Source organism: Pedobacter cryophilus (genome assembly GCF_005116455.1).
GTDB lineage: Bacteria > Bacteroidota > Bacteroidia > Sphingobacteriales > Sphingobacteriaceae > Pseudopedobacter > Pseudopedobacter cryophilum.
This window is the reverse complement of record NZ_SWBP01000001.1, coordinates 1,180,125-1,192,706: the sequence shown is the minus strand read 5'-3', so window position 1 is coordinate 1,192,706 and position 12,582 is coordinate 1,180,125. Positions and strand designations below refer to the sequence as shown.

The following is a 12,582-nucleotide window of genomic DNA, read 5'->3' as shown; positions in this document are numbered from 1 at the left end:
CATGAGCCTAAAAAAAATTAGTTTCGGGATAGTTACCTTTTTAATTTTAACAAATACCGCTATTAAAGCACAAGTGGTAGAAGGGAATCTGCATCTTTTTGGTTTTATGGATAACCGAGAATACGCCAACTCTAAAAGAGTTTCTCAAACTATTTTTGGGAACAGAATCTCGCCAGAAATTGGATTAAAATTAGATAGTTTCAATAGAATTAGAGTCGGGTTTAACGCTTTATATGAATTTGGCTCTCAAAAAAATAACTTTTTTGATAAGGTTGATCCAGTTGTTTATTACCAGCATGAAAAAAATAATTTTAGTTTCTATATTGGGTCTTTCCCAAGATTAAATCTACTTAACGATTACCCCAGAGGGTTATTAAAAGATACTTTAAATTATTACCGACCAAACGTAGAAGGAATGTTGGCTAAATATGAGACTACCAAATTTAAGGAAACCATTTGGATAGATTGGACCAGCCGCCAAACCAATAACGATAAAGAAACCTTTCTTTTTGGCTTATCAGGCAGGTATAAACCCAGTGCATTTTTTATCTCTCACTACGCTTATCTTTTTCACAACGCTGGGGCGGCCATTCCTATTCCAGGAGATTTTTTGCAAGATAACGGTGGGGCACAAATAGAAATTGGGTTAGATTTATCAAAAAAAGGGCTGTTAGATTCGTTAACTATTTCTGCCGGGGCAATGGTTTCTATTGAACGTACCAGAGCTATTTCTTCGTCTTTTAACACACCAGCAGGGTTTATTTCTAACCTTTATGCAGCTTATAAAAAATTTAGTGTTCAAAATACTTTTTACGCTGGCGAGGGACATCATATTATTTATGGAGATCCTTTTTATACCTCAAAAACTTATAACAGGGTAGATTTAGGTTGGACACCCATTCGTTTTAAAAACTTAGAAGGCAAATTTGTTTTCAGTTATCATTTTCTTGATGGTGTTACCGATAATCAACAGGCTTTTTTCTTGAGATATAATATTGGAGGCTCAAAATCAATAAAGAAAAAGTAAATCAATAAATAATTCGGGCAACTTTTAAACCCTAATTTCTGCATTAGGGATAAGAGTGGCAATCCCTGCTTAGCCGGTCAGGCGGGCTTTTTGTTTTTCACAAACAGATTGCAATAAATAGCCCGGTCCCTTTTTGGGGAACGCCCAAAAAAGTTTTATGAAGCTGACACTACCCTTTGAAAAACTGTTCAGCATAAAATGCGTTAAGAGATTATGAAGATTCTTCTCACAGGTGCAAATGGATACATAGGAACCAGACTTTTACCAGTTTTACAAGCGGCTGGGCATGAGGTTTTCTGTTTGGTGAGGGATAAACGTCGGATAAAAGACGAAAATGAAATCACTCCGCTTACCACTATTATTACCGGCGACCTTTTAGATGAAGCTTCTTTAACCGCGATTCCAAAAGATATTGATGCGGCTTATTATTTGGTGCATTCTATGGGAAATGCATATACAGATTTTAGGGAGTTAGAAGAATTATCGGCCAATCATTTTGTAAATGCATTAGAAAAAACCAATTGTAAACAAATTATTTACCTTACGGGGATTGTAAATGACGATGAGCTTTCTGAACATTTAAAATCACGACTTTCGGTAGAAAACATCTTAAAAGCCAGCAAAATTCCCAACACCTGTTTGAGAGCCGCAATTATAATTGGATCTGGCAGCGCCTCTTTTGAAATCATTAGAGATTTAACAGAAAAACTGCCTATTATGATTGCCCCAAAATGGTTGAAAACACTTTGTCAGCCTATAGCCATTAGAGATGTTTTAGCTTATTTAAAAGGAGTTTTGGGCAACCCAAATGCTTTAAATAAAACCTTTGACATTGGCGGACCCGATATTTTATCGTACAAAGAAATGCTTTTGGGCTACGCTAAGGCTAGAAAGCTGAAAAGATATATAATCACAGTTCCTATACTTACCCCGCGTTTATCTTCTTACTGGCTTAATATTGTAACATCAGTAAATTACAATATTGCCAGCAGTTTGGTAGAAAGCATGAAAAATGAAGTGATTTGCAGGAATGACGACATTAAAAAAGTAGTTCCTAGAGAATGTTTTAGTTATATGGACGCTTTAAAATTGGCATTCGTTAAAATTGAACAAAATTCTATTGTTTCTAGCTGGAAAGATGCGTTAAACCGTGGCTACCTAGACACATCGTTTATGGACCAAGTAAAAGTGCCACAAAATGGGACTCTAGAATACAAGGTTAAAAAAGAATTTGAAGAAGACACAGCAACGGTATTGGCAAATGTTTGGGCTATTGGTGGTAAACGAGGTTGGTATTATTTAGATTGGTTATGGAATTTACGTGGGCTGATTGATAAATTATTGGGAGGTGTAGGCACCAGAAGAGGCCGTAGAAGTGGAAACGACATTCAAGCTGGCGATGCTTTAGATTTTTGGCGAGTGATTTTAGCTGATAAAAACAACAAACGTTTATTGCTTTACGCAGAAATGAGGCTACCCGGAGAAGCTTGGTTAGAATTTAAAATTATAGAAAGAGGCGGAAAAAAAATACTAAGTCAGGTGGCAACATTTAGACCTAGTGGTGTATGGGGACGCTTATATTGGTGGCTGATGTGGCCTTTCCACTTATTTATTTTTAATGGAATGGCTCAAAATTTGATTAATTACAAAGAGAAATTAACCTAGTTTAATTACCTTAAAGCTATTTATATTTTACAAAAAAGCAAAAGCATATTCTTTTGTTTGATTGTAAAATTCACAATGCACTTTACAACACAGCAATTTATTTTGATTTTAGATTTTTTAATCCTTAAATTTAAATAAACCAAAATTGCTCCTCATGATAAAAGTTCACCAAATTCTAAAACAAAAAGAAATCAGACTCATCACTATTTCTTCAAAATCTATGGTTTTTGAAGCGCTACAAAACATGATGGAGTTTAACATTAGTGCTATTTTGATTGTAGACGAAGGGCAACTTACCGGAATTTTTACCGAGAGGGATTATGCCAGAAAAGTGGTTTTGTTGGGTAAATCTTCTAAAGAAGTGCAAATTAAAGAAGTGATGACTCCTTCTCCAATTGTAATATCTCCAGAAGATAGCCTTGATCATTGTATGCAATTAATGACTGATAAACACATCAGACACTTACCTGTAATGTACAACGGTCAGTTGACTGGAATGGTTTCTATTGGCGATGTGGTGAAATTTATTATTGAAGATCAAAAACAAACCATCAAAAACCTAGAAACCTATATTAGTAGTTAATTTTTAAGAATAAATAAAATCAGAATTACCTCTAAAACCAAAACTAAATTTCTTTCAAAGAGTTATCTTTAATAACTATGGGCAAGAAAGTGTTAATTACTGGTGGAAGTGGAAATGTTGGTCGGCATTTGAGCCAATTATTGATTCAGAATGGTTATGAGGTAGCTCATTTGGGTCGTTCTCTTGGGAAAAACCCAAAAATCAAGACTTATTTATGGGATGTAAACCAGCGCCAAATAGATGAACATTGCATAGATGGAGTAGATTTTATTGTTCATTTAGCCGGAGCCGGCATAGCTGATAGCCGATGGACTGAAGAAAGAAAAAAAACCATCATAGAAAGCCGTACTGAATCTATCAGATTGGTTTATCAACTTCTAAAAAAACATCCACATCAAGTAAAGGCTGTAATTTCTGCATCTGCATCTGGTTTTTATAGTGAAAGAGGAAGTGAATGGATGACAGAAGATGATGAGCCTAATAGCGACTTTTTAGGTCATTGCAGTGTGCTTTGGGAACAAGCCGTAGATGAAGCCTTAAATTTGGGTTTACGCATAGTTAAATTTAGAACTGGGGTAATTTTAGATAAAAATAGCGGTGCTTTACCAAAAATGGCTGCGCCCATAAAATTTGGAGTGGGCTCTCCGCTTGGAAGCGGAAAACAATACGTCTCTTGGATTCATATTGACGATGTAGTAAATATGTATTTAAAAGGTATAGAAGATGCAAATCTCTCTGGAGCTTATAACATGAGTACGCCAAATCCTATTACCAATGCCGAGTTAACTCATGCCATAGCAGAAACCTTAAAGAAACCTTTATGGCTACCCAACGTTCCAGCTTTTATTCTCAAACTTATTTTTGGAGAAATGAGTGCCGTTGTTTTGGGTAGCACCAGAATGGAAGCAAAAAAAATAATAGCCACCGGTTTTCAATTTAAATATCCAGATATTAAAAGCGCATTAAAAAACATTTATGGATAAACAACAACACTCTGTTTTTTGGTTTAGAAGAGATTTAAGATTAACAGACAATGCCGGTTTATACTATGCGTTAAAAAGTGGCCTAAAAGTTTTACCCATCTTTATTTTTGATCAAAACATTTTAGATAAACTTGAAGATAAGGACGATGCAAGGGTAACTTTTATACATCAGCAATTAAGGGAGCTAAATACGCAACTTCAAGAATTTGGTTCTTCTATAATAGTAAAATATGGCACTCCTACTCAGGTTTGGGAAAACATATTAAATACTTATAATGTAGCCGCAGTTTACACCAACCATGATTATGAGCCTTATGCAAAAGAAAGAGATGAAAAACTCCTTACTTTCTTTGCTCAAAAAAATATTCAATTTCACACTTATAAAGACCAATGCATTTTTGAAAAAAGCGAAGTAGTGAAAGATGATGGCAAACCTTACGTAGTTTTTACCCCCTACAAAAGAAAATGGTTAGAAAAATTACAGCCTTATTACACTAAAGCTTATCCTACAGAGAAATACTTCGAAAATTTTGTGAATACTTCAAAATTGGAGATCCCTAGTTTAGAAGAAATGGGGTTTACCCAAAGTAAACTCCCATTCCCTGATAAAGTTTACCAGGATATTTTAAAAAATTACAGTATCGACCGAGATTTCCCTGCAAAAGAGGCTACTTCTCAAATTAGTGTTCATTTAAGATTTGGAACCATCAGTATCAGAGAATTGGTTAAAAAATCGATGGATAAAAGCGAGGTTTGGCTAAGCGAATTGATTTGGAGAGATTTTTATTTTTCTATTCTTTGGCATTTTCCACATTCGGCAAAAAACTCTTTCAGACCAGAATATGATAAAATAAAATGGAGAAATAATGAGCATGAATTTAAAGCTTGGTGCGATGGAAAAACTGGTTATGCAATTGTAGATGCAGGTATGCGTCAGCTTAACCAAACTGGCTTTATGCATAATCGCATAAGAATGGTAGTGGCTAGTTTTTTAACCAAACATTTGTTAATTGACTGGCGTTGGGGAGAACATTATTTTGCCCGTAAATTGCTTGATTTTGAATTATCAAGTAATGTGGGTGGCTGGCAATGGGCAGCTGGTTGCGGAGTAGATGCGGCTCCTTATTTCAGAATATTTAATCCTTATGAACAAGTAAAAAAATTTGATAAAGATTTAAGATACATTAAGAAATGGGTGCCGGAGTTTTCAGATCCCTTTAAATATCCAAAGCCTATAGTTGATCATAAAGTAGCTAGAGAACGTTGTTTAGCCACTTATAAAGAAGCATTAAAATAAGAAAAGCGGCCAAAAGCCGCTTTTCTTATTTTATTTTAATCCATTTTAATTAGTAACATCTACTAATTCTATATCAAAATCTAAAGGTGCATTTGCCGGAATAGCTGCATTTCCAGTAGGTCCGTAGGCTAAATAAGAAGGAATAAGAATTCTTATTTTACCACCTTTTTTGATTAAAGGTACGGTAGTCTTCCATCCTTCTATTAAAGAATTTAAAGTGCTGGCAAATGGGCTACTTACTGGTGCAGAATCAAACACTGTTCCATCAAATAATCGTCCGGTGTAAGCTATTTTCAAATTAGAAGTTAAGGTTACGTTTTCTGTTCCGGTGCCAGGGTTTATAATTTGATAATAAACACCTTCAGTATTTCTAGTAAATGTACTTGGAATAGTGTTTTTAAACTGAGTAATTAATATATCACCCAATTCTGTTTCATCTTTTGTATTAGGCACATAAAATGTAGCATCTAATATCGTATTTCCTTCTACAATACTTCCAAACCCATCTTTCCCGTAAGCTAAATAAGAAGGTACAATTACCCTAACTTTACCACCTAAGTTTAGTTTAACAATACTTTCTCTAAAACCTACAGGAGAAATATAGCCTAAATAACTTCTAGCATAAGCGTAGTTAGACAAAGTTGGCGTTCTGCTTCCTTCTGTTTTTATTTCGCCGCCGCCTAATACTTTTACCTGTGGGATGTAAGCAACTAAGTCAGAATATTTAAGTTGATCGCCAGTTCCTTGGTTAAGGATCTGATAATAATACCCGCTTTCATCTTTTACAAAACCCGTTAAGTTATTGGCTTTTATATAAGCTTGAATTTGTTCATCTTCAATTTGCTTGAGGTCTCTGGTTTCTTTCTTACAAGAGACAAAAACGGCACTAAACAAAAGGATTAAGCTTAAAAATTTTCTCATTATCTTATTGTACATCAACTAATTCTATATCAAAATCTAATACTGCATTTGCGGGAATACTACCACTTCCGCCAGCACCATAAGCATAACCACTTGGTATTAATAAACGTATTTTCCCACCTTTTTGAATTAAAGGTACACCAATTTGCCAACCTACAATTACCCCTCCTAATGAGAAAGTAGCTGTTGATCTGCTGTAATCAAAAACATTACCATTCAATAGTCTACCTGTATAATTAACAGAAGTTCTAGAGTTACCTGTATAAGTGTGACTTCCGCTTCCGGGTGCTACAATTTGGTAATAAACGCCAGATTCATGCCTTAATGCGTCTATATTATTGTCAGCAATAAATTTTTTAATAATTTCTTCGTCCTTCACCAACTGTTCCTGAGCATCTTTGTAAGGGTCATTTCCTTCTTTTAGGCAAGAACTTAAGCTTACGGTGGTAATTACTAATAATAAAAGGTATTTTTTCATCTTTAATTCAATTTGCAAATTTATCTATCTTTTTATCAAAACCTAACTATTAACATTATTTAACGAAAAAAGCTAGGTAATGGTCTGCCAGGTTTCTATTCCTTACGGTGAAATATTTATTATGACTACAAAAAAACAGAATTTATAAATTTCTTTTATTTGTTGAGTGTGCTTTTTGTTTTATCTCGTTTAAGGGCAGTGGAATTAACTTCCTAAACCGGATTGACGTGAAAAGCCCGAAGTGGTTTGGGAATTGTGCCAAGGCGGACTTGTAACATAAAGCCGGACTAGCGGGAATAATTTGTACTAGCTTTCCTTTTCCAAAAAATTAAACCTTACTTGTTTAAAACAGCTTTTTTACTTTGTGCAATTACTTCTGTGTAAAAGTCTACATACATTGGTAAAATAAGGCTCAACTCAAATTCTTTGGCTCTTTTTAAAGCATTTTCTTTAAAAACAGCTAAGCGAGCATCGTCTTCTAAAATGTGAATAGCGTTTTTAGCCATTCCGGCAATATCACCCACATCATTCATGTAACCGGTTACTCCGTTAATGTTTAACTCGGGCAAACCACCTGTATTGGAAGAAATTACAGGCACTTTACAGGCCATAGCCTCTAATGCTGCTAATCCAAAACTTTCGGCTTCTGATGGCATCACAAACAAATCTCCTACAGAAAGTATTTCTTCGATAGCATCTTGCTTACCTAAAAAACGGGTATGCTCACAAACCTTTAAATCTCTACACAATTGCTCGCAATTTACACGCTCTGGTCCGTCGCCAACCATGAGTAGCTTTGCAGGCACTTTTTCTAATATTTTTTGAAAAATATGGACCACATCTTGGGTACGTTTTACTTTTCTAAAGTTAGAAGTATGCACTAAAATTCTTTCTCCTTGTGGGGCAATGGCTTTTTTGAAATGATCTTTAGCTTTTAAACTAAAGCGATTAAGATCTATAAAGTTGGGAATTACTTTAATGTCTTTATGAATATCAAAGTGATCATAAGTGGCTCTTTTTAAATCTTCTGATACGGCGGTAACGCCATCAGACTGGTTGATAGAAAAAGTAACTACCGGTTTGTAAGTGAGATCTCTGCCTACCAAGGTAATATCTGTACCGTGTAAAGTGGTTACCACAGGAATATGGATGCCATAAGTTGCTAAAATTTGCTTGGCCATAAATGCAGCCGAAGCATGTGGGATGGCATAATGTACATGTAATAAATCTAAGTTTTCAAACCTTACCACATCTACCATTTTACTAGATAATGCCAATTCATAAGGTGCGTAATCAAACAAGGGATAGTTTGACACAGAAACTTCATGATAAAATAGGTTTTCGGAGAAAAAATCTAATCTTGCAGGCTGGCTGTAAGTGATAAAATGTACTTGATGACCATGATCTGCAAGGGCTTTGCCTAATTCTGTGGCTACCACTCCGCTCCCACCAAATGTTGGGTAACAAACAATTCCGATTTTCATTTATAAAAATAAATTATAATGCAAAGAAAGTGGTTTAGATTGTGATTAGTGTTAGCTAAATGTAACAATAAAGGGAGCAAATGCTCCCTTTATTGTTGTTCTAGTTATTAGGAACAAATTCTATTTTTCCTTCTAATTCCTTTAATTTTTCCTTTGTACTTTCAATATCTTTTTGGTACTGCTCTATTTTTTTGTTGGATTTCCCTAAGCTATCATTCAGTTTGCCTGCTTTTTGAGCATCTCTTGATGCTCTTTTTGCTGCTTTTTCTGCTCTTGAAGACAATCCTAAATCTCCAGGATTATCAGAAAGTTTGTTTGAGAGTGATTTTGAATCTGACGCAGATTGAGAAGCTTTATCATTGGCTTTTTTCACCTCGTTTTCTAAAGCGCCTAACGATAACTTTTCTCTTTCTAACGCTAAGTTTAACTTATTAAGTTGGGTGTTTAAAACTAAAACAGCTTCTCTTGCTTCTAGCTTACCTAGGTTAGGGCTGGTAATTTTAGGAGAACATGCTCCTAAAATGAAAGTAAATCCTGATATAAGGACTAATAGTAATACTTTTTTCATGATTAATAATAATGATTTAGCTATTAAACACAATAATAATGCCTTAGTTTAACTTTTGATTAGCCTTTGCGATGGCTTCATAAATTACATCCTGAATGCGAGGTCTTATATTTAAAGTAGAAAGTTGATTAGTTACTTTTGGATTTACCCTGTTAGACAGGAAAATATATACCAAATCATCTTTTGGATCAACCCAAACACAAGTGCCAGTATAACCTGTATGCCCATAAGTTTGTGAAGAAGCTAATTTAGAAGGATAGTCTTTATTAGGTTCGGGATCCCAACGATCAAAGCCTAAACCCCTCCTACTTACGTTAGATTGACGAGCGGTAAATAACTCTACAGTAGAAGGTTTAAAAAATCTTTTTCCGCCATAAGTACCTTTATTAAGCAACATTTGGTACAAAGTAGCTAAATCAGAGGCATTTGAAAATAAGCCAGCATGGCCAGAAACACCACCAACCATGGCCGCTCCCTGATCATGAACATAACCCCATAATAAAGTATTTCTAAAATACTCGTCGTTTTCTGTAGGTACAATTCTTGATTTTGAAAATCTATATCTTGGATTAAAACCTGTAGTGTACATGCCTAAAGGATCGTAAAAATTGGTTTTAACATAACTTGATAAAGACTGCCTGCTAATACTTTCTACAATTTCTTTCATAAAATACATGCTCAAATCACTGTACACATATTTGCCACTGGTTTTAACATTGCTCTCTAACATTTGCTTCCACATAATGTCTTTGTAGTAGTCTTTTTTCATGTAAAAACTATCGGCCACTTTCACGCTGTAAGTTTCTGTAGAATCTAAGCTAGAATCTCCTGGTTCCATGGCATTGTAAAAAGGAATAAAAGGGATAAAACCAGCTTGGTGGAGCATCACTTCTTTAACTTTAATTTCTTGCTTATTGGTTTTTCTGGCTTTAGAAATGTAGGTGCTAATTGAAGTATCTAAATTTAATTGTCCTTGTTCGTACAAACGCATCACTTCCATGGTGGTAGCTGATGTTTTTGTGATGGATGCCAAATCAAAAATATCATCTATTTTTGATTTTGTTTCTTTATCATAAGTATGGTATCCGTAAGCTTTATTAAAAATTACTTTGCCGCCTTTAGCAATAAAAACTACCATTCCCGGAGCTGCTTTTTCTTTAATAGCTTCGGCAGCAATGGCATCTATTTTTTTTAAATCATCAGTATTAATGCCTGCATCTTCTGGAACAGTATATTTCAATCTTATTTTTACCAAATCACTTCCTTCTCCTTTTTGGTATTTTTCGGTATAACTTGTAGCTAATCTGGCTTCGGTGCTAACGCCTCCAAAAATAAGTTGTGCTACAAAATTTGCTGCGTCATTATTATGTTGAGGACTGTAAACAATTGGAGCGTTAAACTGGTCTAGTTTTGTTAAACTGCGTCCATCTCCAAATAAAGCTATAATAACCTGCTTTTTGCCCTCTAATTCTTTAATCAAACCGAGCACTTCTTCATTAAAAACAGAAACATCAGAAAGGCAGAGAATTACGGTATTATAAAATTTCAAATCATCTATTAACGCTTTAAGCTGATTATTTGCTTGATAAACACTCCCATTAAAATGATCTACTTTATCGTATTTATTAAGCAAACTATCAAAAACAATATGGTGGTTAAAACCTAAATCTATACTGGCTATTGTTTTCTTTTCGAGGTCTTTTAAAGGTAAAATCTCCTCACTGTTATTTAAGACTACGGTAGTTTTTTCAATTTCTTTAAAATTACTTAACCAAGTCTTACTTTGTTGATGCTCTTGCCCACAAGCTAAAAAAGAGGCTGAAATGACTAAAATTAATAGTACTAAGATTTTGTGATTCATTTTTTGTAAACGTTTTTACCTCCAATATATGTTTGAATTACTTTAGTTTTAGGAAGATTATTTTCTTGAACAGTCATCAAATCCTGATCCAAAATCACGAAATCTGCAAATTTTCCTTTTTCTAAACTTCCTTTTTCTTGTTCTTCAAAGTTAGCTTTGGCAGCCCAAATAGTCATTCCCTGCAAAGCTTCTTTTCTACTTAAAGCATTCTCCATCTGAAAACCACCTGCAGGAATTTGTTGCAAATCTTTTCTGATTACCGAAGCATAAAAAGTATAAATAGGGTTAATATCCTCTACCGGAAAATCTGTACCCAAAGGTAACCAGCCATTTTGTTTTAGTAATTGTTGGTAGGCATACGCCGATTTTACCCTTTCATTCCCCAACCTATCTTTTGCCCAATACATATCTGAAGTAGCATGAGTAGGTTGTACAGAAGGCACAATATTAAAATCTCCAAATAATTTAAAATCATTTGGATTTACTACTTGGGCGTGTTCTATTCTCCAACGCTTATCATTTTTTCCTTTTAACACGTCGGCATAAATTTTTAGAATTGTTCTATTTGCCGAATCTCCAATGGCATGGGTACACATTTGAAAATCATGTTCGGCAATTTTTTTTGCTGCTTCTTTAAAGTGTTGTGCATTTGATAAAAGAAAACCCGAATTACCCGGCGCATCTTGATAAGGACTTAATAAACAAGCACCTCTAGAGCCTAAAGCACCATCTCCATAAACTTTAAATGAGCGAACATTCAAAAAATCCGTTTTGATTTTTCCGTTCTTAAACAAAAAATCATAATTCTTTTGGGCGTCGGAAAGCATCACATATAAACGCATTTTAAGATCTCCAGCTTTCTGCAAAGAATCTATAAAATTTACATCTGTAAAATCTATTCCGCAATCATCAACGGTAGTTAATCCTACCGCGAAGCAGTTTTTTGCCGCGTCTAATAAAGCTTCTTTATTTTGATTGCTGGTTAATGGTGGAACAACTTTAGTCACCAAATCAACCGCATTATCTATTAAAAGACCAGTCAATTTTCCGTTTTTTGTAACCACTTCGCCACCAGTTAGCTTTTGCCCTGCAACTATTTTAGCTAAATCTAAAGCGGCTTGATTGGCAATAACCGCATGTCCATCCACTCTGCTCAACATCACCGGTCGGTTTGGAAACAAAATATCTAGCTTACTTTTATCAGGAAATTCTTTTTGCTGCCAATCGTTTTGATCCCATCCTCTGCCAATAATCCACCCTTCTTTATTTTCATCGGCGAAAGCCTGTAACTGTGTTAAAATTTGCCCCCAACTTGTTGTACCTACTAAATTGGCGTTTTGTAAACCTTGTCCGTATCTTAAAAAATGGGCGTGAGCATCAATAAAACCAGGAAAAACAGCTTTTCCTTTGGCATCAATAATTTCGGGCGCATCATAAGCGGCCAAAATTGCTGCCGAACTGCCCAGCTCAACTATTTTACCATCAACAACTGCAAATGCCTCAGCCATAGAAAATTGATCATCAACGGTATAAACTTTTCCGTTTTGAACAATTAAATCGGCGTGTTTTTTTGAACCACAAGCAGTTAGAATTCCTGCTATAAAAATGATGATGATGTAATTCTTCATTTGTTTGTTTTAAGCGCTTTTGTTAAAAATTAAATATAAGCAAGCCTATTGGATATGCAAAAAGAATGACATTGATTTCATGTAAAT

11 protein-coding genes are annotated in these 12,582 nt (G+C 34.8%); 5 read left to right on the top strand and 6 right to left on the bottom strand.

Going from position 1 to position 12,582, the window contains the following annotated elements; translation table 11 throughout:
* The first annotated feature begins 1 nt into the window (after position 1).
* The 5 genes from FA046_RS05070 (at position 2) to FA046_RS05050 (ending at position 5,555) form a co-directional block, all read left to right on the top strand.
* Positions 2-1,027 carry a hypothetical protein gene (locus FA046_RS05070; RefSeq protein WP_136825256.1) on the top strand — a complete coding sequence of 342 codons (1,026 nt, stop codon included), beginning with the start codon at positions 2-4 and terminating at the stop codon, positions 1,025-1,027.
* Between the two features lie 213 nt (positions 1,028-1,240).
* Complete coding sequence (locus FA046_RS05065) at positions 1,241-2,692, top strand: SDR family oxidoreductase (protein ID WP_136825255.1); 1,452 nt, start codon at positions 1,241-1,243, stop codon at positions 2,690-2,692.
* A gap of 154 nt (positions 2,693-2,846) precedes the next feature.
* Complete coding sequence (locus FA046_RS05060; RefSeq protein ID WP_136825254.1) at positions 2,847-3,275, top strand: CBS domain-containing protein; 429 nt, start codon at positions 2,847-2,849, stop codon at positions 3,273-3,275.
* Between the two features lie 77 nt (positions 3,276-3,352).
* On the top strand, positions 3,353-4,258 hold the full coding sequence (locus tag FA046_RS05055) for a TIGR01777 family oxidoreductase (RefSeq protein WP_136825253.1): 906 nt from the start codon (positions 3,353-3,355) through the stop codon (positions 4,256-4,258).
* On the top strand, positions 4,251-5,555 hold the full coding sequence (locus tag FA046_RS05050) for a cryptochrome/photolyase family protein (protein WP_136825252.1): 1,305 nt from the start codon (positions 4,251-4,253) through the stop codon (positions 5,553-5,555). Before FA046_RS05055 ends, FA046_RS05050 begins: the two co-directional genes overlap by 8 nt.
* A gap of 45 nt (positions 5,556-5,600) precedes the next feature.
* Here FA046_RS05050 and FA046_RS05045 read toward each other — a convergent pair whose 3' ends face one another.
* The 6 genes from FA046_RS05045 to FA046_RS05020 all read right to left on the bottom strand — a co-directional run bounded on the left by FA046_RS05045 (position 5,601) and on the right by FA046_RS05020 (position 12,495).
* The gene (locus FA046_RS05045) at positions 5,601-6,476 is read right to left on the bottom strand and encodes an FKBP-type peptidyl-prolyl cis-trans isomerase (RefSeq protein WP_169303300.1); all 876 of its coding nucleotides are present in this window, start codon (positions 6,474-6,476) and stop codon (positions 5,601-5,603) included.
* Between the two features lie 4 nt (positions 6,477-6,480).
* Complete coding sequence (locus tag FA046_RS05040; protein WP_136825250.1) at positions 6,481-6,954, bottom strand: FKBP-type peptidyl-prolyl cis-trans isomerase; 474 nt, start codon at positions 6,952-6,954, stop codon at positions 6,481-6,483.
* Between the two features lie 335 nt (positions 6,955-7,289).
* Positions 7,290-8,438 carry an N-acetyl-alpha-D-glucosaminyl L-malate synthase BshA gene (gene bshA / locus FA046_RS05035; RefSeq protein WP_136825249.1) on the bottom strand — a complete coding sequence of 383 codons (1,149 nt, stop codon included), beginning with the start codon at positions 8,436-8,438 and terminating at the stop codon, positions 7,290-7,292.
* A gap of 100 nt (positions 8,439-8,538) precedes the next feature.
* Positions 8,539-9,006 (bottom strand): hypothetical protein, encoded by a 468-nt coding sequence (locus tag FA046_RS05030; protein WP_136825248.1) that lies wholly within the window; start codon positions 9,004-9,006, stop codon positions 8,539-8,541.
* 43 nt (positions 9,007-9,049) lie between these two features.
* A complete protein-coding gene (locus FA046_RS05025; protein ID WP_136825247.1) occupies positions 9,050-10,867 on the bottom strand; it encodes a serine hydrolase domain-containing protein in 1,818 nt (605 codons plus the stop codon).
* The gene (locus FA046_RS05020; protein WP_136825246.1) at positions 10,864-12,495 is read right to left on the bottom strand and encodes an amidohydrolase; all 1,632 of its coding nucleotides are present in this window, start codon (positions 12,493-12,495) and stop codon (positions 10,864-10,866) included. Before FA046_RS05020 ends, FA046_RS05025 begins: the two co-directional genes overlap by 4 nt.
* Positions 12,496-12,582 lie beyond the last annotated feature (87 nt).